The following is a 25,357-nucleotide window of genomic DNA, read 5'->3' as shown; positions in this document are numbered from 1 at the left end:
ATCGAGTCAGGCGTGATTCGATTCTGGGGAAAGCCTTCTCTTATTCTACGTTCTGAATCAGCTCGCGGATCTTTTCCAGAAGACCTTTGATTTCCACGACGCACCGGCTGATCTCAACGTCGTTCGCCTTCGAGCCGATCGTATTCGTCTCCCGCCCCATCTCCTGGACGACGAATTCCAGCTTCCGACCTGCGCTTTCAGGCTCGTGAATCACGTCGATGTACTGAGCCAGGTGGGCGCGAAGCCGGACGATCTCCTCCGCGATATCGGCCCGCTCGGAGAGGATCGCAACCTCGCGGATCAAGTCCTTCGGCTCAATCGTGACGCCTTGCCCTTCGACGAGGCTCTGCACGCGTTCGATAAGCCGCTTCTGATAGGCGGCGACGACCTCGGGACCTCGCGCGACGATCTGATCGAGGTGGGTCGCCACGGCTTTTCCGAGCACGAGCAGCTCGTTGGCCATGGCGTTGCCTTCCTCGGCCCGCGCCGACTGGAGCTTCACCAAGGCTTGCGAAATCACGGCCGAGAGGACCGGCCAATCTTGGTGAGGGTCATCGGTAGCGGGCTTCCGCTCCTCGACGACGCCGGGCAAGACTAGGAGCGAACTCAGTGGGGTCGATGACGTTGAGTTGCTACCCTGCAAAGCGTCAAGCTGGTCGCGATAGCTGGTGAGAGCCACCACGTTCAAGCGGTAGTCCTCAACCCGGCGGGGGCGGTCGATCCGCAGGACAACTTGCACCGTGCCCCGGCGGATCGTCTCGCGCACCAGCCGCTCGAGATCCGGCTCCAGGGCACCGTAGGGATCACTGATCTTGGCGCTCAACTTGAGATGGCGGTTGTTGACCGTCCGGATCTCGACGCTGACCGTCCAGCGCTCCTCTTGGAGCCTGGCCTCTCCGAATCCGGTCATGCTCAGGAGCACTTCGACCTCATTGGCGGGTTCGTGGAATGAAGGAAGGTCCGCAATCCCCAAATCAGGCAAAAAAAAATGGGCCGCCCCTCACCCCCCTTTACTTGGTCGTGGGGGGAATCGGTGCGGGAACCGCGGGGACTTCGATCGGCTGAGGAGAGGAAGACGATCCGGTCGGGCTCGCCGGCAGCGGGCTCTTGGGGCTGAGGTCCGAGCTGGTCGACTTCTTCGCCTTCGAGCCCGAAGCGGTCCCCTTCGTGACCTTCGTCGTCCCGGAATCGTTGCCCCAGGCGGAGTCTCCCCCTCGGTTGGAGATGATCACCATCAGCATGCAGAGGACGATCCAGAAGGCGGCGACGCTCATCGTCACCTTAGTGAAAACGTCACCGGCCTTGGTGCCGAAGGCGCTCGAGCCTCCCATACCGCCGAACGCACCCGCCAGGCCTCCCCCTTTACCGCGCTGGATGAGGACCAGGCAGATCAGGAAGAACGACGCAAGGATCAACAGCGAATCCAGAATGCCGATCAGGATATTCACGGCGAGAGTCCTTCCGCGAGGAGGGTGACAAAAATAAAGGAAGCGTCGTCCCGATCGGTGGGGACGACGCGCGGCGATTCCGAAGCAGGCTCTGGCTCAGGCCTGGCTCTTCGCGGCGACAACCTGGGCGGCCCGGATGATGCCAAGGAAGTCCGCCTCTTTGAGGCTGGCACCGCCGACGAGGGCCCCGTCGATGTCGGGACAGGCGAGCAGCTCAGCCGCGTTGTCGGGCTTAACGCTCCCACCATACTGGACAACGATCCGCGCGGCGGTCGCTTCGCCGAACAGCTTCGTCAGCCAGTCGCGAATGAACTCGTGGACCCCCTGCGCCTGCGCCGGGGTCGCGGTCAGACCGGTGCCGATCGCCCAGACCGGCTCGTAAGCCAGGACGATTCCGACCATCTGTTCGGCCGAGATCCCGGCGAGGGAGCCGGTCAACTGGCCGGCGACCACGTCTTCGGTCTGGCCCCCCTCGCGCTCTTGCTGGGTTTCGCCGATGCAGACGATCGGGATCAGGCCAACGGCCAGAGCGGTGTGGAGCTTGGCGTTGACCTGGGCATCGGTCTCGCCCATCCCGTGCCGGCGCTCGCTGTGACCGAGGATGACGTGAGTGCACCCTGCGTCGTTGAGCATCGCCCCCGAAATCTCACCGGTGTAGGCCCCGTCGGGCTTCCAGTGCATGTTCTGGGCCCCCAAGCCAATCGGCGAGTTGGCCAGGGCCGCGTCCACCTGATCGAGAAAGAGCGCCGGGGGGCAGACCGCCACGCGGACGTCGGCCGCCGGGCCGACACCGTTCTTGATCGCCTCGGCCAGAGCGACGGCTTCCTTCGCCGTCGCTGGGTTCATTTTCCAGTTACCCGCGATAAACAGGGGACGCATCAGACAGTCACTCCCTCACAAGCGTCGATCGTCTTGCCCAGGAGCTGGGCAAGCTGCCGCAACTCCTCCATGAGCTGGGCATACTGAACAGGCAACAACGCCTGCGGCCCGTCCGAGAGGGCCTTCTCGGGGCAGGAGTGGACCTCGATATGGATCCCGTCGCTGCCGGCGGCTACGCCCGCCAGGGACATCGCCGGGATCAGGTCGGGCCGCCCGGTCGCGTGGCTCGGGTCCACGATGATCGGCAGGTGGCTCAGCCCCTTGACGTTCGGCACGATCGAAAGGTCGAGCGTGTTGCGGGTCGAATCCTCGAACGTCCGCACCCCGCGCTCACAGAGAATCACCCGGCGGTTGCCCTGGGCCAGCACGTATTCGGCCGACATCAGCAGGTCCTTGACCGTCGCGCTCATCCCGCGCTTCAGCAGGACCGGGATCCGGGTCTTGCCGACCTCTTTGAGCAGGTCGAAGTTCTGCATGTTCCGGGCGCCGATCTGGAACAGGTCGGTATAGCGCTCGACCAGCTCGATCTGCCGCGGATCCATGACCTCGGTGACGACCGGCATGCCAAACCGCTCACCGGTGGCCTTGAGCATCTTGAGGCCGTCTTCGCCAAGCCCCTGGAAGCTATAGGGGGACGTTCTCGGCTTGAACGCTCCGCCCCGGAGCACGTTCGCCCCCGCCTCGCGGACTTTCCCGGCGATCTCCACCAGGAGCGGCTCGCTCTCGATGGCGCAAGGGCCGGCGATCATCATCAGGTGGCCGCCGCCAACCTTGATCCCCTTGATATCGAAGACCGAAGCCTCGCCGTGAAACTCGCGGCTGGCGAGCTTATAGGGCTTGAGGATCGGAACGACCTGCTCAACCCCCGCGATCGCCTGGAGCGGCTCAGCCTGCAACTTATCTTCGTCACCGATGACGCCAATGATGGTCCGCGCGACCCCCTGGCTCAGGTGCGGGGTAAAACCCAAGGCTTCGATCCGCTCAATGACGTGGTCGATAACCTCCTGGGTCGCTTGCGGCTTCAGAACGATGATCATGAGGGTCCTCAGGCTCCCGGCCGGGTCGGCCGTGTTCCTCCCGACGCTGGGGGTCGACCTACTGTCGGTTGGGTGAACCCAAGAGTTTAACGATCGGCAAACGAGGAGGGAAGCGGAAACCGGGCCGGGCATGCGATTTATCGTCACCCCAACCCGGGTTGACCGCGAATTAGAGCGACCGGCGACGGCCGATTCCCCGCCGCACGGCAAGCCCTGCCGTCACAAGGCCGAAGAGGGCCAGGACGCTCGGTTCGGGAACCGTGAGTGGAGACCCCAACTCAACGTGGAGGGAGGGCGTGAGCACGGCAGCCGGGATTGGCGTCGCTGTCGACGTGTCATCGGCGCCGGAAGCCGCAGCCACCAGACTGTTGGCATCAACGGAGACTTTCGGGGTCAGCAGGAGTGCGTGCATCACGTCCAACGAATCGAGCCCGAAGGCGGCGATCTGGCCGAGATTGTTGATGTCCATGGCTCGCGTCAACGTATACCCGAGCGTGGGATCAACCAGACGATTGAGATCGACCAAAGGGCCATTGCTGAACGAGGTGAAGGCCCGCGCAGTCGTCGGGCCGCTGCTCCCCTTGGCCAGTTCGCCGACCAGTTGCCCGGAGTTGTTGATCGCGTAGGCTGCACTCCCAACCTCGGCCTTGCCGAGCCCCTTGATCCCTTCCTCCGGAGTGTAGAGAAAGGCCTGGGTATTCGACCCGGCGGAACCTGACATGCCGACCACTTGCCCCTTCTCGTTCACCCCGAGCGCCTGGCTCCAGGTCTGATTGGGCAGGTTTCCCGTGGCCATGGCATGCCCGTCGATGTCGGCGAACCCAGCCCGGGCTCCGTCCTTGTCGAAACCCCATCCCGCCGCGTTCTTCCCCTCGCGAGATGTGGCCACGGCGTCGACACCAGAAGCCCCTGGGTTCAACGAGTCCGGAAGCGGCCCCTCGTATTCGCCGGGGCGTTCCCAGGTCCCAATCTTGATTTTTCCGGAGGGATCGAGCGTGATCCGCCGCTGAGTGGTCACGTCCCTCGAGCTGTCGCCCGAGTCGAGCAAGGAATCGCTGCTGATTCCCATGTCGGTGACCGTGTAAATCGGCTCAGCCAACGCCGACGAGACCGTCAGCAGTGAGGTGGCCAAGAGAGAGAGTCCACACCGAGTCAACCCTGCAAGTCGAATGCTCATCGTGGGTCCTTCCATGGAGAGCAGAGCTCGGTCATCGTCCTTTTTTTGGTGTGCCGGCAATCCTTTCCTGCAGCTTAGGCCGCGCCATTAAGCCCCAGTCGATCTTGTTCGTCAAGATCGATTGTCATAACTGGAATATTTGGGAGTTCCCCACCGATCAGTTCCCGATCAACTCTCGATACACTCACCGCGCGGGTAAGAGCCGAGAATCTCGAGGCGTTCGCACTTCTTGCGGACGAGGTCGAGGGTCTTCTTGACCGGCTCGTCGTCGGCATGCCCGTCGATGTCGAGGAAGAAGAGATAGTTCGGATCGCTGTCGCTCGCCCCGTCGGACGTCGGGAACGACTCGATCCAGGTCATGTTGATACCATTCTTCTTGAAGAGCGAGATCGCCTCGACCAACCCTCCGGGCTGATTCGGCACGCGAAGCATGAGCGTGGTCTTATCGCGGCCGGTCCGTTCCTCCGAACGCTCCGAGATGACGGCGAACCGAGTGATGTTGTGCGGTTGGTCTTCGATATTGGCCGCGAGCACCTTGAGTCCGTACGACACGCCCGCCGCCTGGCTGGCGACGGCCGCAGAAAACTCCTCACGCTGGGCGTGCTCAGCGGCGGCAGCCGTCGAGACGACGTCGATCAGCCGTGCTTCCGGCAGATTCTTGCCGATCCAATGCCGGCACTGCGACAAAGCCTGAGACTTCGAGTAGATCCGCTGCACCTGGCCCCACTCGCTTCGGCTCAGGAGACAGTGGTGCACCCGCAGTCGAATCTCGGCCCGGATCTTCAAACCGGGGAGTCGAACGAACATGTCGAGCGTGTCGGCAATCCGGCCGTCGGTCGAATTCTCCAGCGGCACGATCCCGAACTGGACGTGCCGACGGTTCACCTCTTCGAAGACGGCGGCGATCGAACCCACCGGAACATGCTCGACTGCCTCGCCAAATTTGGCCACTGCGGCGAGATGGCTATAGCTGTACTTGGGTCCCAGGCAGGCGATCCGCATCGTCCGCTGCAACGAGCGGGATCCGCTCATCAGCTCACGGAAGATGAGCCGGAGCGTTTCGGCGGGCAGAGGACCACGGCTCGTGGCGAGAGCCCGCGCGATCACTTCGTCTTCACGGGCCGCGGACCAGACTTCCAGGCCCTGCTTTTGTTTCAGCTGGCCAATCTGTAACGCGATTTCCGCTCGGTGGTTCAGGAGCGTGATCAGCTCCTTGTCGATGCGATCGATCTCGCTCCGGAAGCTCGCCAAGGTCGGCGCGCGTTTCGTATCGGCGGGGGACGACGCGGTCGAGGGCTTGCGGTCGGACGAGGGCTTACGGGGCATCGGTCCACTCGGGGCAAGAGACCGGTTTTCGCGGTCCGCTGAAAATCGGACGCAACCTTGGCCGTCACAAGTGGATACATAAAACCTCACCCTCTGTCAAGCCATTTCTCTCGACCCCCTTGGGATACGCCCCGTTTCGCTTGATCTGAAAATGGGTTAGAATGGCCCAATCGACCCGTCGGACCCCTTGTTTGGGAAAAAGCGGCCTAATATCGGATGTTTCTGCCAAAGAGGCAGAGCGTTTTCAAAGCGCGCACCGGGCCCTGTCGTTTTGGCAGCCACTCCGCCGACACCGTTTGGTAGGCGATCTTTCGTTCCCGACGTAAGTCCTTGAAATTTCTCGTGAAACAGTAACGCAATGAATGAGGCCGGGCCTGATGGCACTAGCCTTGCATAATTGTTATTCTGTGTCGCGAGGCGGCAAAGAATCAGACAAATGAGTGCGACTGAGGGGTGCCTCAGCATCTCTTGGTCGTTCCCTTGAGTGGGCGATCGCACTGAGTTCTCGTGGGTCCCGTGGCCCGCAACCTCGCCACCGCTCAATCTGGGAGAAGGAGACTGGTCGTGGCTGAAGGCGAAAAGATCATCGGAATCGACCTCGGGACAACCAATAGTGTCGTTGCGGTCATGGAGGGGGGCGACGTCACGGTCATCGCCAACCAAGAGGGGAGTCGCCTGACGCCATCCGTCGTCGCCTTCACCCCCAAGGGTGAAACGCTGGTGGGCGAGCCCGCCAAGCGCCAGGCGGTCACCAATCCGACCGGCACCATCTACTCGATCAAGCGGTTCATGGGCCGACGCCACGACGAGGTTCGGGGCGAAGAGAAGATGGTCCCTTACCCGGTCGTCGGCGGTGCCAGCGACTATGTCAAGGTCCACGTCGGCGGCAAGGACTACACCCCGCCCGAGATCTCGGCGCTGGTACTCCGTAAGCTCAAAGAGGCAGCCGAGAGCTATCTCGGGCACAAGGTCCGCAAGGCCGTGATCACCGTCCCGGCCTACTTCAACGATAGCCAGCGGCAGGCCACCAAGGACGCCGGACAGATTGCCGGCCTCGAGGTCGCCCGAATCATCAACGAGCCGACCGCCGCCGCCCTGGCGTACGGGCTCGACCGCAAGGCAAACGAGAAGATCGCCGTCTTCGACCTCGGCGGCGGTACCTTCGATAACTCGATCCTCGACGTGGGTGACGGCGTCTTCGAGGTCCTCTCGACCAACGGCGACACGCACCTCGGCGGCGACGACTGGGACCAGGCGCTGATCAACTACATCGCCGACGAGTTCCAGAAAGAGCAGGGGGTCGATCTCCGCAAAGACCAGATGGCGCTCCAGCGTTTGAAGGAAGCGGCCGAGAAGGCCAAGAAAGACCTCTCCTTCCAAACCCAGGCCGACATCAACCTGCCGTTCATCAGCGCCGACCAGAACGGTCCCAAGCACCTGACCCTGACGCTCAACCGGAGCCAGTTCGAGAAGCTGACCGACAGCCTTTTCGACCGCTGCAAAGCCCCAGTCATCAAGGCACTCGACGACGCCAAACTCAAGGCGGCGGATATCGACGAGGTCGTGTTGGTCGGCGGATCGACCCGGATGCCCCGCGTCCAGCAGATCGTCAAGGAAATCTTCGGCAAGGAACCCCACAAGGGGGTCAACCCCGACGAAGTCGTCGCCATCGGCGCGGCGATCCAAGGCGCGGTCTTGACCGGCGACGTCAAGGACCTGCTCCTGCTCGACGTTACCCCGCTGTCCCTCGGCTTGGAGACCAAGGGGGGCGTCTTCACCAAGCTCGTCGAGCGGAACACCACGATCCCGACCGAAAAGAAGGAATCGTTCACCACCGCCGAAGACAACCAGAACGCGGTCACGATCAAGGTCTACCAGGGGGAACGGCCGATGGCGGCCGACAATCGCCTGCTCGGCGAATTCAACCTCGACGGGATTCCCCCCGCCCGGATGGGTACCCCGCAAATCGAAGTGACCTTCAACCTCGATGCCAACGGCATCTTGAATGTGACGGCACGCGATAAGGGGACCGGCAAGGAGCAGACGATCAAGATCGAGTCGTCCGGTGGTCTCTCGAAAGACGAGATCGAGCGGATGCAGCGCGACGCCGATTCGCACGCGGCCGACGACAAGCAGAAACGCGAACTCGCCGAGGCGCGAAACAACGCCGATCAGCGGACCTATCAACTCGAGAAGTTGATGGATGAAAATAAGGACAAGCTCTCCGACTCCGATAAGTTGGCGGTCCGCGCCGCCATCGATCGGCTCAACACGGTCAAGAAGGAAAACGATATCGCCGCGATCAATCAGGCGATCGAAGACCTGCAGCGAGCGAGCCAGGCGATGGCCGAGCATCTCTATGCCGCCAATGCCACCGGCGCCCCGGGCGCGGGTGGACCCGAGGCAGGGGGAGCGACTGCCGGAGGGGGAGCCTCCGCCAACGGCGGACCGGACGAAAAAGCCGACGACGTCATCGATGTCGAGTTTGAAGAGAAGAAGTAACCGCCCAAAGGCCGCAAGTCAGGGGGGGTGGGGACCATCCCCACCCCTCTCGTCGTTTTTGTACAATCAATGAAGGTGCCCCGCGGAACCGGGCCGTTGTCTCCAAGACGCCCCCTAATTCCGAGGCGTCTTGTCTCCGAGGAGTCGACGCTATGTCTCTCGACGATGCAAGGACGGTCTACCCGATCCTGGTGCAAATAGCCCAAGACCTTGCCCAAGCCGCCCGTGATCGGCGAACCGCCGTCTGGATTTCCTACGATGACTTCTGCCAGCGCTGCAAGGAAGTCGGCGTCAAGGAAACACCTCGGACGATCGCGACCAAACTCCTCAAGCCGCTGCAAGCGGTCTGCCTGGAAAACAGTCTTCCCGACCTGAGTGCATTGGTTATCCAGAAGCCCAAGGCACGAAGCGATTTCGGTAACCTGCTGCGGCCCTCTGATGGGTGGTGGGAAGTCTATGTCACGCGTGGTGAAGCCACCGTCGGCGACGTCCCCTTCTGGTTCAAGCAGTACCAAGCGGCCCGCGACTATCCCGAATGGCCCGAGTCGCCTTTCTTTTAAAGTCGAGAATGGCGGCAATTCGCCGACGACGGCATTTCGCCAGATCAAGACCCGTGAAAATGTGGTGAGCCAAGTTGACCGTAATCGCAAACGGTCAAACTGGCCCATCCGGATTGCTCCCGGCCCAACCCATTCCCATCCCTTTTCGGCAACGTCCCCTCTCATTCCCCCCCCTGAGAAGAGGGGACTGGATTGCTCTGAATCGCTTACCTGGTGGCCATGCGATCGAGGGTCCGACCCCGGACCTGCTTTCGATCGCGCCCCCTTGCGCCGCCTGAATCAGGCGATAAAATACGGACGAGGCGAACCACCAGGCCTCTCTTTTGCGTATCAACAGGCACGACTCCGCTCGGGTAGAGACCTCATTTTTTCTTTCGAGTGACGGCCATCACTGTTGAGGTTGTGTCATGGCATTTCGATTCGAGAAGCTGACTCTCAAGAGCCAGGAGGCGGTCCAGCGGGCCCAAGAACTGGCCAAGGAACGCGGCCATCAACGGCTCGAACCGATGCACCTGCTGGCCGCCCTGCTCGATCCCGACCAGGGCGTCATCCGGTCGCTCCTGACCCAGCTCGGCATCAACCCCGGGCAACTCTTGAAAGCGACCGGGGAAGGCCTGAACGCCTTGCCCAAGGTCAGCGGAGGCGAAACCACACTCGGTCCCGACCTCAGCCGCGTCTTTGACGTGGCCCAGGAAGAGGCCGACCGGATGAAGGACGAATTCGTCTCGGTTGAACATCTTTTGCTGGGCTTGATCAAGGTCAAGGGCAAGGCCCAGTCCCTTCTCGAGGCAATGGGGATCACCGAGAAGGATATTCTCCAGGCGCTCCAGAAAGTACGAGGGGGACAGCGAGTGACTGACCAAAACCCGGACGACAAGTATCAGGCGCTCGAGAAATACGGGCGTGACCTGGTGGAGTTGGCCCGTAAGGGGAAGATGGACCCGGTCATCGGCCGCGACGCCGAGATCCGCCGCGTGGTCCAGGTCCTGAGCCGCCGCACCAAGAACAACCCGGTCCTGATCGGTGAGCCGGGGGTCGGCAAGACGGCGATCGTCGAGGGCCTGGCGCAGCGGATCGTCTCGGGAGACGTCCCCGAGAGCCTGAAGGATCGCAAGGTCATCGCGCTCGATATGGGGTCGTTGGTCGCCGGCACCAAGTTTCGCGGCGAGTTTGAAGAACGGCTCAAAGCGATCCTCAAGGATGTGACGGAATCGGAAGGGCGGATCATCCTGTTCATCGACGAGCTGCACCTGGTCGTCGGCGCCGGCAAGGCGGACGGCGCGATGGACGCCGCCAACCTGCTCAAGCCTGCGTTGGCCCGGGGAGAGCTCCGCTGCATCGGCGCGACCACGCTCGACGAGTACCGCAAGCACATCGAGAAGGACCCCGCACTCGAACGTCGGTTCCAGCCCGTCTTTGTCCCCGAACCCTCGGTCGAGGATTCGATCGCGATCCTGCGCGGTCTGAAGGAGCGGTACGAGATCCATCACGGGGTGAAGATCAAGGACTCCGCCCTGGTCGCGGCAGCCAAGCTTTCCTCGCGCTATATCACCGACCGGTTCCTCCCCGACAAGGCCATCGACCTCGTCGATGAGGCCTCGAGCCGCCTGGCGATGGAACTCGGATCGGTCCCGACCGAAATCGATATCATCCAACGCCGTTTGCTCCAACTCGAGCTGGCGCAGCGGATGCTCGCCGCCGAGGAAGAAGAGCATGCGCTCGAGCGGCTGGCCGAGGTCGAAGCGGAGATCGAGCGGCTCAAGAAAGAGGAGCAGGACCTACGATCGCAGTGGGAGTTCGAGAAATCGGGCCTCGGCGACATCCAAAAGGTCCGCGAACGGGTCGTCCACGTGCAGACCGATTATCAGCGGATCTGGGACGAGATCCGGATGATGCAACAGCGTGGCGAGCGGCCCGAGGAGAAGAAATACCAGGAGCTGGCCGCACTCGATACCGAACGAAAGGCGCTGGAGAGCCAGATCGCCCAGAGCGAGGCGAGTGGCGACAACCAGCCCAAGGACGCCAAGCGGCTGCTCAAGCGTGAAGTGGATGCCGAGGAGATTGCCGAGGTCGTCTCCCAGTGGACCGGGATCCCGGTCTCGAAGATGCTCACCACCGAGCGGGAGAAACTGATCTACCTGGAAGATCAGATCCACCTTCGGATGGTGAACCAGGATGCGGCCGTGAAAGCGGTCGCCGACGCCGTCCGGCGGAGCAGGGCAGGGCTCCAGGACCCGAACCGCCCGATCGGCTCGTTCCTCTTCCTCGGGCCGACGGGCGTCGGCAAGACCGAGCTGGCGAAGGCGCTGGCGGAGTTCCTCTTCGATAGCGAAGCCGCCATGGTCCGCATCGACATGAGCGAGTTTGGCGAACGGCACAACGTCTCCCGGCTCATCGGTGCCCCTCCCGGCTACGTCGGCTACGAGGAAGGGGGCCTGCTGACCGAGGCGGTGCGTCGTCGGCCCTATTCGGTCATCTTGCTCGATGAGATCGAGAAGGCACACCGCGACGTCTTCAACGTGCTCCTCCAGGTCCTGGACGACGGGCGACTGACCGACGGCCAAGGGCGCACGGTCGATTTCCGGAACACCGTGATCATCATGACGTCGAACCTCGGCAGCCAGGAGATCGCCCGGCTCGCCGAAAGCGGCGACGAGGCCCGGATGCGTCGCGCGGTGATGGACGTCCTCAAGGTCCAGTTTCTCCCGGAGTTCCTCAACCGAATTGACGAGACGATTATCTTCCATCCGCTCGGGATGAAAGAGCTGGTGAAGATCGTCGACATTCAACTCCGTCGGCTCCAGAAGCAGCTCGTCGAGGCCGGCCTGACGATCCGGGTCAGCGAGCAGGCCGAGCAGCAAGTCGCCGACGAAGGGTTCGACCCGACGTACGGGGCCCGCCCCTTGAAGCGCGTGATCCAGCAGCGGATTGCCAACCCCCTGGCCAGTTGGCTGCTCCGTAATCCGGCGAAAGCCGGCGCCACGATTGACGTCGACTGGGACGGGGACGATTTCACGTTTACCCCGGTCGAGTCCGAGGCAGCCGAGTCGACTCCCGTCTGATCCTGAACGCATCAACCCCCGCTCGACCCTTTTTTTTTGGGGGGATCGAGTGGGGGTTCTCTGTTCAGTCCGTGGACCGCCGCGCCCGTAAACGCCACGAATCAATGTCGGATGCGGGGGGGATGACTCCACGCAAACCTTCTACGGTTTGGTTTCGACCTTCTCGGCCGAGGCTTTGGCCCCACTGGTTGAGGCCGCAGTCGTCGCCGTTTTCGAGGATCCCGCCGTCGCTGAGGCCGCCGCGACCGGCTTCTTTTTCTTCTTCTTCCGTGAAGACAGACTCGTCACTGTGCTCACCGGCCGGGCCGGCTGAAGGTCGGCATTCCCTTTCTTGTTCTTGGCCTCTTTCTGCATCTGCTGCATGTACTTCTGCTGCTGCTTCAGCATCATTTGCTGCTGCTGCATCAGCATCTTCTCCTCCATGAGCTGCTCATAGACGAACGGGTTGCCCCCCGCCATTTTGTACTCAGGCGAGTTCGTGTTCATCGAGCCGAACGGAGTGTTGATCATCCCCCCCGATCGCCCGTAGCCCCGCGCGATCGCGAGCGAAGGAGCGAACGCGAAAAGAGTGAGTACCGCCAGGAGACAGAAGCGTCGAATCTCCATCATCCCCTCCCCACAAAAACCTCCTGCCATCGCGGTGAACCTCAAGAAGCGTTCAGTCGCCATAGCATGATTGATGGGCGCATCCATCATTATACCAAGTCGCCTTCGGAGCGGCGACCGGCAACTTTGTACGCTTTTGGGGGAATCGCGGCGGAAGTTTGTCGTGCTAAAAGGGATCCGACTGGAGTTTGGGGCGGCTTCGAGTCCTTTGATCGCCAGGCTCGCAAGGAATCCCGGCCGATCCGGGTCGACGGTCGAGCGATTTGCGCGGATGATGTCGCTTGACAGGATTCCGAGGTTTGCCCCAAAATAAAGGGCCGTCCGCCCTCTTCTGGGTCTACGGATTCCAATTGAATGGGATGAGTGTGTTGGGGAGTGGAAGTGAGATTGTCTCGGTCTTGGTTAGTTCTGCTCTACGTCCTGGCCACAGTGGTGGTCCAGGGTTCGCACGACCACGGTCGTGGGGACGAGGGGGGGACTTCCCAGCACGAGGCCGGCTGCTCCGATCCCAGGCCCCATATCGCAGGGCACTGGTCGCCTGATCTCTCCAACGATCATGACCATTGCTTGGCCTGCCAATTTCGGGCAGAACATCAGGGTTGGATCCTCACCCCGTTCGGCCTCGACCGCCCGGTCGGCTCGCTTTTGACCGACTCGGCCGGCCCCTCCACGTCGATCACGACCTTCCGCTGGAACACCTGCCGAGCCCCTCCGGAACGTGAGACCGCCGCCTGAACGATGACGCTCCCTCGTGTCCTGCACGAGGACGTCCGCGCTGTGGTTTTCATCAAACAACGTTCCCCCATATATGGCTCAGCAACGGTGCCGCCTTGGTGCGCGTCCTGGTGCGCCCAGCCTCCGTTGAGTGTTCCGGAGATTCTCCAAATGTTTCGTCATGCGCTGCGGCGTCGTCCGCGCGGGTTTACCCTAATCGAGCTTCTCGTCGTCATCGCCATTATCGCCGTCTTGATCGGCCTGCTCCTCCCCGCCGTGCAGTCGGCACGCGAAGCGGCCCGACGCTCACAATGCGTCAATAACCTCAAGCAGATCGGCCTGGCGATCCATAACTATCAGAGTGCCCTCGGCACCTTCCCGCCCGGCTACGCCAGCAACTGGAGACGCGACTCCTCAGACGAGGGGACCGCCGAAGACGACATCGGCCAAGGGTGGGGATGGGGAAGCATGATCCTTCCTCACCTCGAACAAGCCGCGGTCTACAACGCCATCAATTTCAGCTTGACCATGACCTTCCAGGACAACGTCACGGCGCAGTCGATCCGGTTCAATAGCTATCTCTGCCCCTCCGACTTCACCAAGCAATTGATCCCCGTCCGTGACGAAACCAACCAGCAGACGGTCTACACGGTGGCCTCGGGCAACTACGTTGGCATGTACGGAATCGGCGAGGTAGGCGCGGCCCCCGGGCGGGGCACGGGGATGTTCTATCGCAATAGCCGCCTGACCTTCGCCGACCTGACCGACGGTTCGAGCCAGACGATCATGGTGGGCGAACGCAGCCACAACCTCAGCTACGTCACGTGGACCGGCCGGGCCATTGGCGGTTGGCTTCACAAGACCTCTTCGTTCGAAGGCGGAACCGACCAGTTCGCCGTTGACCCTGAAGAGTCGTTCACGATGATCCTGGGTCCGGTCGGGGTCGAGAACGGCCCGAGGACGCCGAATCACCCGGAGGCCCACGTGGAAGACTATTGGAGCCGCCATCCCGGGGGCGTCAATTTCGTCTTCGGCGACGGCTCGGTGAAGTTCATTAAGAATTCAATCTCCCCCGCCGTGTTCCAGGGCTTGGCAACACGAAGCGGGGGTGAAGTCATCAGCGCCGATAGTTTTTGAGACTGCGGCAATCGCAGTTCAGGCCGGCTCCACCAGGGCCACTTCCTGGTGGAGCGGTGACTTCGATTTGAACTCGGCCTTGTCGATGCAGTAACGTCGGAGCTTCTCGCTGATGCTCCGACGCGACAGCCCGCAATGCGCCGCACAGCGGTCGATTCGCCCACGATACCGCGAGAGGACCCGCTGGAGATAGGCACGTTCCACGCGCTCGGTCAACTCATCGGTGATCAACTGTAGCGGCCGATGCAGGTCGAAATCGAGGCTGAACGGCTCCTCACGGGTGGAGACCACCTGGGGCGGCAGGTTGTCCGGTTCGATCACCGGTCCCGGGGTCGTCACCACGGCTTGTTCGATCACATGCTCGAGTTCGCGGACATTGCCCGGCCAGTCGTACCGCGCCAGCCTCGAATAGGTCTCGCGTGAGAGCGTCTTCGCGGGAAGCCGACGCTCCTGCAAACGCTTGAGGATGTGCTGGACGAGCAACGGGATATCGTCGACGCGATCCCGAAGCGCGGGCAGCTCGACCGAAACCACGTTCAAGCGATAGAAGAGGTCTTCACGGAACCGGCCGGCGGCCACCGCTTCGGCCAGGTTGATGTTCGTGGCCGCGAGCACGCGGCACTCCGCCTGGATCACTTCGGATCCACCCACGCGCTCGAAAGTCCCGTCCTGGAGAACGCGGAGCAGTTTGGCCTGCATGCCGAGCGGCAGTTCACCGATCTCGTCGAGGAGGAGCGTGCCCCCCTTCGCCTGTTCGAACCGGCCTTTCTTCTGGCGGTCCGCTCCGGTGAATGCCCCTCGCTCGTGGCCGAAGAACTCGCTTTCCAGCAGAGGTTCGGGCAGCGCCGCGCAATTCACGGCAACCAGCGGTTCACGTCTCGTGACGTCGCTGTAGTGAATCGCCTGGGCCACCAGTTCCTTACCGGTGCCGGTCTCGCCCGTGATCAAGACGGTGCAGGACGACGAGGCCACCCGGGCCACGCGCGAGAAGACCTCGCGCATCCGGGGACTCTTCCCGAGCAGGTTGTGGTAAGCGCAACGCTGCTGGACGCCGTGCCGAAGCGACTCGACCTCGTCAATGAGCTTGCGATCCTCGAGCGCCTGCTCGACCAGGACCCCCAGTCGAAGGGCGTCGATCGGCTTGAGCAAGTAATCGTAGGCGCCCAGCTTCATGGCGGCGACGGCCGAGTCAATCGACGCATGACCGGTCATCACGATCGAGGTGACCGGCAGGTCGCGCTGGCGGATCTCGCGAATCAGATCGAGGCCGTTGATTCCGGGTAAACAGAGGTCGGTCAGGACCAGCGAGAAATTTCGCTCGACGATCCATTCCAGGGCGGTGGTCCCATCATGGGCCACTTTGATGCGCCGATCGGGAGAAGCAAGGAGTTGGGACAATTGCTGACAAATCAGCTCGCTATCGTCCACCACAAGGATGCGTCGATCCATGGCGCCCTCATCCAAGGTTGAGGCGGGTGGGACTACGATCCCGTACCTATCCAGAAGCCAGGTCGAGATCATCTCGGGCTCGGAAGGGGGGAGAATATCCTAAAGGAAGTAGACTACGCCGATTCCAAGGGTTGTCAAGGCGAGGTCTTATCTCCCGCAAAACTGTTTCACTCCCTTTCCTCGCCGTGACAACGAATCCTGATACGAAACTGAACCCGGTCAGCCCATCCCCCTCATTACGCTTATTTTCTCATGAGCAAAACAGACGGCCATGGCTCCCCCACGAATCAAGGAATCGAGGCGAGATTTCGGTCGAGGAACTCGTAGGCGCGGATTCGCTCGGCCTTGGGGAAGTCGTGTTCGGCGTCCGGATAGACCGCCACGAGTCGATCGGAGGCCCCGAGCAACTGGAAGACAGGCTCGGCAGCGGAGAGACACAGCTTGACTCCCCCAACCTCAAAGTTAGCGTCCCGCGTCGGCGAGTTTGTGAAGAAGGCTCGTGGCGCCAGGGCCGCGACCAGTTCCGGGAAATCGAACGGAACCTTGCTGAGGTCAAGCTGATACGTATCCTTGAGCCGAGGCATGTAGCCTTTGTGCGACCAGCCGTTGATCTTGCCGTCGTAGTAGGACGGGAACGCATTGAAGCCGCACGACGAGACCACGGCCTTGATCCTGGGATCGAAGAGCGCCACGAAGATGGAGTTATGTCCCCCCAGGGAGTGCCCGATGACGCCGATCCGGTCGGGGTCGACCTCATCGAGCGAGCAGAGGAGGTCGACCGCTCGAAGGTGGTCCCAAATGCCCTTCATGGATGCGCTGGCGTAGCCGAGGGCGTAGGGATCGACCTTGCGCTCGCCAAAGTTGGGGTAGTCGGGGGCGATGACGACATAGCCACGCTCCGCGAGTTCCTTGGCGTAGTGGAGGTTCGGCTTGCCCCCGAGACCGGTCGGCTCGTCCTTGCCGATCGCGGTGGTCTGGTGCAAGCAGAGCATTGCGGGGCGCTTGACCTGATCGCCCGCCGACTTCGGGATCAGGAGCCAGGCGGGGACCCGATCGCCTGGTTCGCTGGCATAGCTGACCTTCTTGCGGATGAAGCTCGGTTCGTCGATCGTTTCGAGGACTTTGAGGTCGAGCGGAACGCGACGTTCGCCACCGGGCAAGGGTCCCATAACTTCTTGGAGGCTGGCGACGATGTGGGCCCGACGGACCTGCCAGTCGGTGGCCGACCGGATCGGCACCTCGGCCCCTTCGACGTTCCTGACGACCAGCAACTTGGTGTGATCGGGGTAGGTGGGGACTTGCGGCGTGCCCGCCCGGGCTCTCGATCCGGAGAGTGTGGCGAGAAGCAGGAGGGCGAGTCCGATCACGGCCCGCGCCGATTCGGGACGAAGGCTTGATGAAAGTCGATCCAAGGTCCACGCCCCCCCGGAATGGCTCGGCCGCTGAACCGTCTTCATGGATGCAAACTCCTTCGAAATAATTCGAGTGGCTGGCGTCTGCTCTCGAGTTTGCGGATGTTCTCGGGCGAGTGCAACGACCCAGCCCCCTTTTGAAGGCAAGCTAAAGTGGACCAGGAGGGCGGCTCAAGGCACGCGCTTTGCCTCAATGCACGGGAGACGCCCCGGGCCGCTCTCGTGTCCGAGGGAAGAATCACAGTTTTTCATTCCCGCCTTGAGCCCCAGGGCCGGGAACGCCGATAAAATCGGAGAGAGCGGTCGCGCCTACGGTGACGGATCCACCGAATTGGCGAAATGACATGCGGGGGCAGTCGCCCTGGTAATGCTTACAAGATTCCGTCCTTCGTCCACGACGATCCGACGTTTTGAGTCGCGGACGGTAAGGCTGGATCCCCCGATCGTGGAACGGTCGGGGGTTCGATTTCGGGGCTTCGACCCCTGCCAAGAAGGAGACAGCCATGCGGTCTCTGCGGACATTGACGGTCGCGGCCGGCCTGTTGGGAATGACCCCATTCGTGGCTATGGGCCAATCGAAGACGACGCCGGAGGCGTTGCTGAATTTCAAGCCCAGCCTCAGGGGGGTCGAGTACGAGGCAGTGACCGACCCCGCGGCGATCAACGCCTGCAAGGTTGAGGCAGTGACCGACGCAAACAAGCAGCAGATCGGCTTCGCCCTGCGCGACGGTCAGGGGAAATTGCTCCGCAAGTTCCTCGACACCGACGGTAACCGCGCCCTCGACCAGTGGAGCTACTATCAGGACGGATTCGAGGTCTACCGCGAGAACGACCTCAATAACGACCGAAGCCTCGACGAGTGCCGCTGGCTCAATTCCGCGGGCACCCGGATCGCGACCGTCAAGAGTATCCCGGCGGCCGCTGCCAAGGAGAAGGAGTGGAAGGTCCAGATCACCGGCTGGAAGCGCCTCTCCGCCGAGGAAGCCTCGAAAGTCTTCGTCCAGGGGCTCGTCTGGTCAGACATGGCCTTGATGGAGACCGTGCTGGCGACGCCCGAAGAACTGGCCTCGCTGGGTATCCCCCAAGCGACCATCAAGCAAATCTCCACCAGCGCATCCAACCGGGTCGCCGAGGTCAAGACGGTCCTCCAGAACCTCAAAGGATGGAACAGCCAGACCACCTGGAGCCGACTGGACGGGATGATGCCCCACCTGATCCCAGCCGACCCCTCCACGTCCCTCAAGCAGGACCTGATCCTGTACGAGAACGCGGTCATCTTCCCCGCGTCGACGGGTAACCAGGCCAACCCCGCGAACATGGCGTTCCTCCAAGTTCCCGAGATGATCAAGCTCGGCGACGTCTGGAAGTTCGTCGAACTACCTCGGGCCGTCGATCCGAGCAAGCCGCTCGTCGCAAGCGAGGGGGGAATTCGCTCGTCGCTCTTCCAAGAGCATGGGACCGCCGTGGGCGGGGCTCAGGATCCCGAAGTGGAAACCGCGTTGAAGGCACTCGCCACCTATGACGAGGCCAACGCCAGCGCCGAGTCGAAGACGGCCCTGGCCCAGTTCCATCGCGGCCGCATCCCGTTGCTTCAGGCGGTCATCAAGGTCGCGAAGACCCCCGAGGACCGGCTGATTTACAACAAGCAGATCGTCGATAGCCTCGCCGCAGCCTACCAGACGGGTCTCTTCGCCGCCGGCCTGAGCTCCCTCGACAAGCTGGTCGAGAGCGAGCAGGGGAGCAAGCTGGGAACCTACGCGGCCTTCCGTAAGATCTTCGCCGAGTTCGCCGCCAAGAACGATGAGGGCGGGAACGTGATGGCCAACCAGAAGAAGTGGATGGCCGAGCTCAAGGACTTCGTCGACAAGAATCCGAAGGCTGAAGAGTCGCCCGATGCCCTTCTCCAACTCGCCAGCGCCCACGAATACAACGCCGAGGAGGACGAGGCGAAAACCTTCTACAACGCTTTGACTCGCGCTTTTGCCGACACCGACCAGGGTCGGAAAGCGGCCGGTGCCTTGAAGCGGCTCGACCTCGTGGGCAAGCCGCTCGACATCAAGGGCCAGAGCCTGAGCAAGGAGACGATTGATACCTCCAAGTCGCACGGTAAGGTGCTGCTCGTCACCTTCTGGGCCACCTGGGCCGACCCGGTCAAGAAGGACCTGCCCGAACTCGTGAAGCTGTATAACAAGCATCACGATCAGGGGCTCGACATCGTCGGCATCTGCCTCGACGAGAAGGGCGAAGACCTCGAAGAGTTCCTCAAGGCGAACCCGCTCCCCTGGTCGCAGATTTACGAGCCGGGGGGACTCGAGAAGAACCCGTTCGCCAGCAGCTACGGCATCATCGCCCTGCCGACGATGATCCTCGTCGACAGCCAGGGTAAGGTCGTCAACCGGAGCATCCGCACCGCCGCCGAGCTTGAGAAGCAGCTCGAGAAGCTCCTTACCTCCAAGGACGGCGTCGCTCTCGGAGCGAAGTGACCGGTACGCAACGCAACCAGGCCATCGCTCCATGAGATGAGCTGCGCGGAACCAAAGAGGCCGGTCTTCTCGTGCCAAAGACGAGAGATCGGCCTCTCTCCATTGCCGGAAGAGGGCCTGTCCGTTTATCTTTGAGTTCGTTCGGCAACACGAAAAGAAAACGAGCCGTCCGCGCCTCGAACCGATCGGACCCGGCTTGGAAACAATGGCTCGGTTTGCCCCTACTTTTGCGGAGACGTACGACCGATGGAGAGTCTGGCCTGCCTCAATGGCGAACTGATGCCGGTGGACGAGGCGCGAGTCCCGATCTGGGACCGAGGATTTCTCTTCGGCGACGCCGTCTACGAAGTCATGCGGATTTACCAGGGCCGCTGCTGGCTCGAAGAAGCCCACATGGGCCGGCTCAAGCGCAGCCTCGCCTCCATGGAGTTTCCCACGGTCGACCTCACGGAACTGGTTGACCGGATGAACCGCACGATCGCCGCCAGCGGCGTTCAGGAGGGGACCGCCTACCTGCACATCACGCGAGGCGTGGCTCCCCGTGCGCATGCCTTTCCCGACCCTGCTTCCGTGCCGCCGACCGAGCTGATCGTCATTCGCGACTATGACGACGCGAAGCCCGCTCAAAACCGGGTGAGCGGAGTCGCCATGTTGAGCCATCCCGAACTGCGATGGAAGCGGTGTGACGTCAAGTCGACCAACCTGCTCGCGAACGTCATGGCCCACGAAGCCGCGCACCGGGCCGGTTGTTTCGAGGCGATCCTGGTCGGCGAAGACGGGCTTGTGACCGAAGCCACCCACAGCTCGGTACTCTGGGTCCGAGACGGCCGGCTGGAAGGGACTCCCGAAGGAAATGGGATCCTCCCGGGGACGACCCGCCAGTTCCTCGTCAAGGAGGCCGGCGCGGCCGGCATCCCCTTCGCCGAAGCGCGATTGAGCCTTGATGAACTCAAGCAGGCTGACGAAGTGCTTCTCGTCGGCACAACCATCGAAATCTATCCGGTCATCCGGATCGACGACGCACCGATTTCGGGGGGGCAACCGGGCGACATGAGCCGTCGTCTCCAGGCCCTGTTCCGCGAGTCCGTCGAGCGCTGGCTTGCTCCTCAGCCCGTTTGATCGGGTCGGTGTCGGCGGTCACCCGTCTCCTGACTGATTCTGAGCGAGCGACTCGCTAGCCAATGCCCGCAGGAGCCCGAATGCCCACGTCCGACGAGCCGCTCGACGCGTTCGACGCCCATTTTCAACGCGACCCGATCCCGAATGCCGGGATCCGGGTCATCGTTCTTTGTCAGGGGAACGCGAGCCGCTCAGATGAGGTGGCCGCATCCTTGGAAACGCTGATCGCCGAACGAGGCCGAACCGTCGAGAGCGTGATCGTCCCGGTCGCGGGACGAGGCTGGAACCGGGCTCTGGAAGAGGGCCTGCGCGGGACAGAGGTCCCGCTCGTCCTGGTGACGACAACCCAAGAGCGTTGGACGGCCGCCCATCTCGATCCCTTGCTCAAGTCGATCGACGCCTGCGATCACGTGGTCGGCCGGCGCCAGGTCCCCCCCTTGAAACGCCTGGCCCGCTGGATCAGCCAGATCCCTTGGAGACCGGTCTTCGGCGTGCCGGTCGTCGATGTGCACTCCCCATGTCGGCTCCATCGATTCGAGAAACTTGCCGCGATCCCGCTCCAGTCGATCTCAGAATTCCTCGACCTTGAGATCCTGGCCAAAGCCACGTTCCTCGGCCACCTGATCGATGAGGTCGACGTCCCCGCGCTCGATCGGCCACGTCTCTCGAGCTTCGGGCACGATCGAGGCTCACTCTTTCGGCACCCTGTTTTCAACCGAGTCTCAAGTCCAGCGGAAGATTCGGAGCGCCAGGTAGAACGAACCGATGGTCCAGGCGGCGAGGATCGCCAGGGCGGGGACCACATCGAGCCAACCGGCCCCTTCGAGAATCACCAGGCGGAGGCCGCTGATGAGTTGGGTCAGGGGCAACATCTTGATGAACGGCTGAACCACGTCGGGGAACCGCTCCGAGGAGAAGAAGACCCCGGAGAAGAGCCACATCGGCAGCATCACCAGGTTCATCAGGCCACTGACGGTCTCGGTGCTCTGCGCCCTGCTGCCGATCAAGAGGCCGATGCCCGCGAACGCCAAGGCGCCCATCACGTCGACGACCACGACAAGCAACAGACTTCCATGGATCGGCATTTGGAAGGCGAGTGTGCCCAGGAGGAGGAGCACGCCCAGGTCGGGCAGGAGGAACGTCAACCGCGCTCCGATCAAGGCGAGCAAGAAGTTGCGCCGGGGCATGGGGGTCGCGACGAAACACTTGAGCAGCTTGGCCACCCGAAAGTTGACCAGCAGGAAGCCGATGCCCCAGAGTCCCCCTCCCATCGTGTTCAGGCCGATTAGGCCGGGGATCAGGAAGTCGATATATCGCGAACCCGGTTCCGTGACCTTGAGATCCTCGGTCGCGATCGGATCGACGCGGCCAGCGGCCAATTGAAGGATGTCGTCGACCGCTCCTCGAGCCGCAACCCCCTCGGGACGTGTGGGATCATACCGATAGATGACCTGCGACCCCTTCGGCTCGATGACCAAGGGGGTCTTACCCGTCAAGAGTCTCCGGTTGGCCTCCGCAGCGGAGCCAACCTTGAGCTGCAATCCAGGGCGATTCTCGCGCCGTGCCTTCACGTCGTAGTCGCGGAGCGTCTTCTCGACCGACGACGATCCGCTCGCGACGAGATCGAGTTGAATGCTTTCCGGCGGGCGGCTCCGGAAGGCCAGGCCCAGGCCGATCGCCAGGACCGTCGGGAACCCGTAGACCCAGAAGATCCGCGCAGGCTGGCGATAGAACTCGCGGATCCGGCTCAGATACAGTTCGCGCAACGAGTGTGAGCGGGACATATTCGAATCAAGCCGTTCTTGAGGAAAGGGCGTCGCGTCGGGTTCAGCCAGGGCGTCGTTTTACAGGGTGGGCACGGCCCACGGAGAGTCGCGAGTTTACGGACCTCACGACCTCCCCCGTCGCTTCTTCTTCTTGCTCGAGCCGTTCTTGGGGGCGTCTTCAGCGTCGTTGTCGCGGAGGTGGCGGCCGGTGAGGGCCACGAACACATCCTCGAGGCTCACCTGACGGGTCGTGAGGCGGGCCAAGGGACGCCCAGCATCCTCGAGTTGGTCGAGGAGGGCGGGAATCGCCCGATGCGGTTCTCCGACGGTCAGTGCGTAGCCGTCTCCATCCAGGCGCGTCGACAGCACGGTCGGCAAAGCGCTGAAAGTGGAGACGTCCAGCCCCTGGGAATCGCCGCCGAGGGCGAACTCAACCACATGCTCGCCGCCAAGGCGGGAAATCAGGTCGGCGGGGGAACCGAGGGCGATCACCTTGCCGTGGTCGATGATCGCCACGCGATCGCAGAGCCGCTCCGCCTCATCCATGTAGTGGGTGGTCAATACAGTGGTCCGCCCTCGGTCGTGCAGCCCTCGAATGACCTCCCAGAGCTGTCGCCTCGACTGAGGATCCAGGCCGGTCGTCGGCTCGTCGAGGAAAAGTAGTTCGGGGTCACCCACCAACGCAATCGCGACGGCCAGGCGTTGCTGCTGCCCTCCCGAGAGTTGCTCGACGTATGAGTTCGCTTTCCCTTCCAACGAGACTTGAGCGAGAACGTCGTCCGGCTCGAGTCCGTCCTGGTAAAAGCTGCGGAAAAGGCGAGTCATCTCGCGGACCGTCTGCTTGTCCGGGAATCGCGTTTCCTGCAGGGTGACGCCAATCCGCTCACGGATCTGCGTCTCATTCTCCTGCCAGCGCAGGTCAAGGATCTCGACGTCGCCTGATGTCGGTTGATTCAGGCCTTCGAGGATCTCAACGGTCGTCGTCTTGCCCGCGCCGTTGGGGCCGAGCAAGCCGAAGCACTCCCCGACGGGAACCTCAAGGTCGATTCCATTGACGGCCTCGACCGGACCGTCGCGGCCAGGGTACTGTTTTCTGAGGTCTTTGACCCGGATTGCCCAGTCGCTCATGAACGCGCCGTACTCCGACGATGAACCAACGAGTCCCCTGGAAAAGGCCTCAGAGGACGCGAATATTGTACTCTGCGAGCCGCCCCCCGCACACCCCCGAACAGTCCTCTCTCGCCATCGCTTCGAGCGCGGTTCAAGCCGAGGGGAGGGCATCACCGATACTCGATGGAGAGGGAGCGACCTGCGAAGGTTCGTTTGTACGGACCGATCGCGGGGGGGCAGGACGGCCCTCGAGGATGAGGTTGTGGAGCGTCGGTCCAGGCCGATGACCACGATCGGGAAGGGGATCACGATGGATCACGATTGGGCGAAGCCGTGGGAACAGAGTGGCCGGGTTGGTGACGTGCCTGCCGGGTTCACCCTGCCAAGCCGAGTTGCCGCCCTGAACGCCCTCGTGCCCGCCTTGCGATCGCAATCAGGGCTGGTCCTCGTAACGGGTGATGCCGGGGTGGGAAAGACCTGGCTTCGCGGCCGAATCCAGGCCGAGCTTCCCACGAGTTGGCGAGCGATCAGCATCGACCTCTCACCGGCCAACGACCCCGCCGAGTTCTATCGTCTGATCGGCCATTCCCTGGGGCTCAACGAAGCCAAGGGGCTCGCCGCAGCCCGGGTTGAGCTTGCCGACTTCCTCAAAGAGAACGCGGTGGACGGAATCTCCTGGGTCCTCGCCATTGAGGAAGCCCACGGACTCTCCCTCGAAGTCCTCGAAGAGATCCGACTACTCTCGAACCGGCTTGGGGGCTCCGACGGATTCGCAGGGTTGATTCTGGTGGGACAAACCGCGCTGGCACGCCGCCTTTCATCGCGTGCGCTCGCCGCACTCGCAGGGAGGATTGCGGCCCGGGCCCACCTTCGCTCACTCGATATCGAGGAAACGCAAGCCCTCGTCGAGCGAATCGCTCCGAGCCTTGCCGGGGCGAGCGAGGCCCTCGAATTCCTTCATCGTGAGACCGGGGGCAACCCGAAGCGAATTCTCGGCTCGGCTCGTTTCCAACGGTCAATCGCCCCCCCCTCCCGTGCGAAGGTCGCGCCGATCGAGGCGTTACCGAAAGCCTCGGACGAGCCCCGCCAGCCTGCCGCCCCGACTCCAGTCGCCCTGGCCGAGACGCAGGAGCGCGAATCATGGGATGGTCCCGTTCTCGGCCAAGGTAAGCCACCGCTCCGGGTCGAGGACGGCCTGATCGAGGTCGGTTGGGAGCCCGAATCGGAATCGGAGGACCACCTCGATGAAGAGGGATACGAATCGGACTCGCCGTCGGAAACGCATCAGAACGCAGCGCCGTTGAGTGAAGAGGCGATCCACGATCGCTACGCCGCGCTTCAGGCCTGGAATGAATGGTCGCGGAACCAGGGACGTGCCACCGCAGTAGAGCCCACGGAACCGCCGGACGAACGATCCGGTCCCGCCGACGAGTACGACGAGGAGCTGGCCGAAGCTCCGTCGGAACTTGCGGCCACGTCCCCGGGTGTCCGGGCGGAAGGCCAGCAGAACTTCGCTCCCTACAGCCAGCTCTTTACCCGCCTGAAGCAGCGGCGAGATCCGAGTTAGCGC

General features: G+C 62.6%; 20 protein-coding genes. 8 read left to right on the top strand and 12 right to left on the bottom strand.

Features of this window, described 5'->3' with window-relative positions:
• Positions 1 to 40: 40 nt before the first annotated feature.
• From SINAC_RS07300 to pheA, 6 genes are all read right to left on the bottom strand, one after another.
• Complete coding sequence (locus SINAC_RS07300) at positions 41 to 910, bottom strand: YicC/YloC family endoribonuclease (protein WP_154673628.1); 870 nt, start codon at positions 908 to 910, stop codon at positions 41 to 43.
• Between the two features lie 100 nt (positions 911 to 1,010).
• Positions 1,011 to 1,448, bottom strand: a complete 438-nt coding sequence (gene secG, locus SINAC_RS07295) for a preprotein translocase subunit SecG (RefSeq protein WP_015245040.1) — start codon at positions 1,446 to 1,448, stop codon at positions 1,011 to 1,013.
• Between the two features lie 96 nt (positions 1,449 to 1,544).
• Entirely contained in the window at positions 1,545 to 2,327 is a 783-nt protein-coding gene (gene tpiA, locus SINAC_RS07290; protein ID WP_015245039.1) for a triose-phosphate isomerase, read from the bottom strand.
• Positions 2,327 to 3,364 carry a 3-deoxy-7-phosphoheptulonate synthase gene (gene aroF / locus SINAC_RS07285; RefSeq protein ID WP_015245038.1) on the bottom strand — a complete coding sequence of 346 codons (1,038 nt, stop codon included), beginning with the start codon at positions 3,362 to 3,364 and terminating at the stop codon, positions 2,327 to 2,329. The genes tpiA and aroF overlap by 1 nt, the downstream gene beginning before the upstream one ends.
• A 169-nt stretch (positions 3,365 to 3,533) precedes the next feature.
• The gene (locus SINAC_RS07280) at positions 3,534 to 4,541 is read right to left on the bottom strand and encodes a PEP-CTERM sorting domain-containing protein (protein ID WP_015245037.1); all 1,008 of its coding nucleotides are present in this window, start codon (positions 4,539 to 4,541) and stop codon (positions 3,534 to 3,536) included.
• 168 nt (positions 4,542 to 4,709) lie between these two features.
• Positions 4,710 to 5,867 carry a prephenate dehydratase gene (gene pheA, locus SINAC_RS07275; RefSeq protein WP_015245036.1) on the bottom strand — a complete coding sequence of 386 codons (1,158 nt, stop codon included), beginning with the start codon at positions 5,865 to 5,867 and terminating at the stop codon, positions 4,710 to 4,712.
• 564 nt (positions 5,868 to 6,431) lie between these two features.
• Between pheA and dnaK the strand changes: the two genes are divergently transcribed.
• The 3 genes from dnaK to clpB all read left to right on the top strand — a co-directional run bounded on the left by dnaK (position 6,432) and on the right by clpB (position 11,991).
• Positions 6,432 to 8,369 (top strand): molecular chaperone DnaK, encoded by a 1,938-nt coding sequence (dnaK, locus tag SINAC_RS07270; protein ID WP_015245035.1) that lies wholly within the window; start codon positions 6,432 to 6,434, stop codon positions 8,367 to 8,369.
• 152 nt (positions 8,370 to 8,521) lie between these two features.
• Positions 8,522 to 8,929: a hypothetical protein gene (locus SINAC_RS07265; RefSeq protein WP_015245034.1), complete on the top strand. Its 408-nt coding sequence runs from the start codon at positions 8,522 to 8,524 to the stop codon at positions 8,927 to 8,929.
• Between the two features lie 407 nt (positions 8,930 to 9,336).
• Positions 9,337 to 11,991: an ATP-dependent chaperone ClpB gene (gene clpB, locus SINAC_RS07260; protein ID WP_015245033.1), complete on the top strand. Its 2,655-nt coding sequence runs from the start codon at positions 9,337 to 9,339 to the stop codon at positions 11,989 to 11,991.
• Positions 11,992 to 12,132: 141 nt separating this feature from the next.
• On the opposite strand, the gene SINAC_RS07255 is transcribed toward clpB, so the two are convergent.
• Positions 12,133 to 12,600: a hypothetical protein gene (locus SINAC_RS07255; RefSeq protein WP_154673629.1), complete on the bottom strand. Its 468-nt coding sequence runs from the start codon at positions 12,598 to 12,600 to the stop codon at positions 12,133 to 12,135.
• Positions 12,601 to 12,978: 378 nt separating this feature from the next.
• On the opposite strand from SINAC_RS07255, the gene SINAC_RS07250 reads away from it, so the two are divergent.
• A complete protein-coding gene (locus SINAC_RS07250; protein ID WP_157579417.1) occupies positions 12,979 to 13,332 on the top strand; it encodes a hypothetical protein in 354 nt (117 codons plus the stop codon).
• 150 nt (positions 13,333 to 13,482) lie between these two features.
• Entirely contained in the window at positions 13,483 to 14,448 is a 966-nt protein-coding gene (locus SINAC_RS07245) for a DUF1559 domain-containing protein (protein WP_015245029.1), read from the top strand.
• Positions 14,449 to 14,466: 18 nt separating this feature from the next.
• Here SINAC_RS07245 and SINAC_RS07240 read toward each other — a convergent pair whose 3' ends face one another.
• Both SINAC_RS07240 and SINAC_RS07235 read right to left on the bottom strand, forming a co-directional pair.
• Positions 14,467 to 15,897: a sigma-54-dependent transcriptional regulator gene (locus tag SINAC_RS07240; protein ID WP_015245028.1), complete on the bottom strand. Its 1,431-nt coding sequence runs from the start codon at positions 15,895 to 15,897 to the stop codon at positions 14,467 to 14,469.
• Positions 15,898 to 16,184: 287 nt separating this feature from the next.
• Positions 16,185 to 17,354, bottom strand: a complete 1,170-nt coding sequence (locus SINAC_RS07235; RefSeq protein ID WP_015245027.1) for an alpha/beta hydrolase family protein — start codon at positions 17,352 to 17,354, stop codon at positions 16,185 to 16,187.
• 458 nt (positions 17,355 to 17,812) lie between these two features.
• Between SINAC_RS07235 and SINAC_RS07230 the strand changes: the two genes are divergently transcribed.
• A complete protein-coding gene (locus SINAC_RS07230; protein ID WP_015245026.1) occupies positions 17,813 to 19,792 on the top strand; it encodes a thioredoxin-like domain-containing protein in 1,980 nt (659 codons plus the stop codon).
• A 246-nt stretch (positions 19,793 to 20,038) separates the two neighbouring features.
• The gene (locus SINAC_RS07225; RefSeq protein ID WP_015245025.1) at positions 20,039 to 20,911 is read left to right on the top strand and encodes an aminotransferase class IV; all 873 of its coding nucleotides are present in this window, start codon (positions 20,039 to 20,041) and stop codon (positions 20,909 to 20,911) included.
• 191 nt (positions 20,912 to 21,102) lie between these two features.
• On the opposite strand, the gene SINAC_RS07220 is transcribed toward SINAC_RS07225, so the two are convergent.
• The 3 genes from SINAC_RS07220 to SINAC_RS07210 form a co-directional block, all read right to left on the bottom strand.
• On the bottom strand, positions 21,103 to 21,423 hold the full coding sequence (locus SINAC_RS07220) for a hypothetical protein (RefSeq protein ID WP_020465753.1): 321 nt from the start codon (positions 21,421 to 21,423) through the stop codon (positions 21,103 to 21,105).
• A 210-nt stretch (positions 21,424 to 21,633) separates the two neighbouring features.
• Positions 21,634 to 22,695 carry an ABC transporter permease gene (locus SINAC_RS07215; protein ID WP_015245024.1) on the bottom strand — a complete coding sequence of 354 codons (1,062 nt, stop codon included), beginning with the start codon at positions 22,693 to 22,695 and terminating at the stop codon, positions 21,634 to 21,636.
• A 105-nt stretch (positions 22,696 to 22,800) separates the two neighbouring features.
• A complete protein-coding gene (locus SINAC_RS07210; RefSeq protein WP_015245023.1) occupies positions 22,801 to 23,805 on the bottom strand; it encodes an ABC transporter ATP-binding protein in 1,005 nt (334 codons plus the stop codon).
• A 292-nt stretch (positions 23,806 to 24,097) separates the two neighbouring features.
• Between SINAC_RS07210 and SINAC_RS07205 the strand changes: the two genes are divergently transcribed.
• Complete coding sequence (locus SINAC_RS07205) at positions 24,098 to 25,354, top strand: ExeA family protein (RefSeq protein WP_237722450.1); 1,257 nt, start codon at positions 24,098 to 24,100, stop codon at positions 25,352 to 25,354.
• The last annotated feature ends 3 nt before the right edge of the window (positions 25,355 to 25,357 follow it).

The sequence above is a fragment of the Singulisphaera acidiphila DSM 18658 genome, assembly GCF_000242455.2.
In the GTDB taxonomy this organism is placed as follows: Bacteria; Planctomycetota; Planctomycetia; order Isosphaerales; family Isosphaeraceae; genus Singulisphaera; species Singulisphaera acidiphila.
This window is presented reverse-complemented; position numbering and strand designations above follow the sequence as displayed.

What these genes read in the sequence shown, in the direction of transcription:
- tpiA (WP_015245039.1), bottom strand. Translation starts at nt 2,327, where the DNA reads ATGCGTCCCCTGTTTATCGCGGGTAACTGGAAAATGAACCCAGCGACG.
- SINAC_RS07240 (WP_015245028.1), bottom strand. Translation starts at nt 15,897, where the DNA reads ATGGATCGACGCATCCTTGTGGTGGACGATAGCGAGCTGATTTGTCAG.
- SINAC_RS07265 (WP_015245034.1), top strand. Translation starts at nt 8,522, where the DNA reads ATGTCTCTCGACGATGCAAGGACGGTCTACCCGATCCTGGTGCAAATA.
- SINAC_RS07280 (WP_015245037.1), bottom strand. Translation starts at nt 4,541, where the DNA reads ATGAGCATTCGACTTGCAGGGTTGACTCGGTGTGGACTCTCTCTCTTG.
- SINAC_RS07210 (WP_015245023.1), bottom strand. Translation starts at nt 23,805, where the DNA reads ATGAGCGACTGGGCAATCCGGGTCAAAGACCTCAGAAAACAGTACCCT.
- SINAC_RS07225 (WP_015245025.1), top strand. Translation starts at nt 20,039, where the DNA reads ATGGAGAGTCTGGCCTGCCTCAATGGCGAACTGATGCCGGTGGACGAG.
- SINAC_RS07255 (WP_154673629.1), bottom strand. Translation starts at nt 12,600, where the DNA reads ATGATGGAGATTCGACGCTTCTGTCTCCTGGCGGTACTCACTCTTTTC.
- pheA (WP_015245036.1), bottom strand. Translation starts at nt 5,867, where the DNA reads ATGCCCCGTAAGCCCTCGTCCGACCGCAAGCCCTCGACCGCGTCGTCC.
- SINAC_RS07230 (WP_015245026.1), top strand. Translation starts at nt 17,813, where the DNA reads ATGCGGTCTCTGCGGACATTGACGGTCGCGGCCGGCCTGTTGGGAATG.
- aroF (WP_015245038.1), bottom strand. Translation starts at nt 3,364, where the DNA reads ATGATCATCGTTCTGAAGCCGCAAGCGACCCAGGAGGTTATCGACCAC.
- SINAC_RS07215 (WP_015245024.1), bottom strand. Translation starts at nt 22,695, where the DNA reads ATGTCCCGCTCACACTCGTTGCGCGAACTGTATCTGAGCCGGATCCGC.
- SINAC_RS07245 (WP_015245029.1), top strand. Translation starts at nt 13,483, where the DNA reads ATGTTTCGTCATGCGCTGCGGCGTCGTCCGCGCGGGTTTACCCTAATC.
- SINAC_RS07205 (WP_237722450.1), top strand. Translation starts at nt 24,098, where the DNA reads ATGGATCACGATTGGGCGAAGCCGTGGGAACAGAGTGGCCGGGTTGGT.
- SINAC_RS07300 (WP_154673628.1), bottom strand. Translation starts at nt 910, where the DNA reads ATGACCGGATTCGGAGAGGCCAGGCTCCAAGAGGAGCGCTGGACGGTC.
- clpB (WP_015245033.1), top strand. Translation starts at nt 9,337, where the DNA reads ATGGCATTTCGATTCGAGAAGCTGACTCTCAAGAGCCAGGAGGCGGTC.
- SINAC_RS07235 (WP_015245027.1), bottom strand. Translation starts at nt 17,354, where the DNA reads ATGAAGACGGTTCAGCGGCCGAGCCATTCCGGGGGGGCGTGGACCTTG.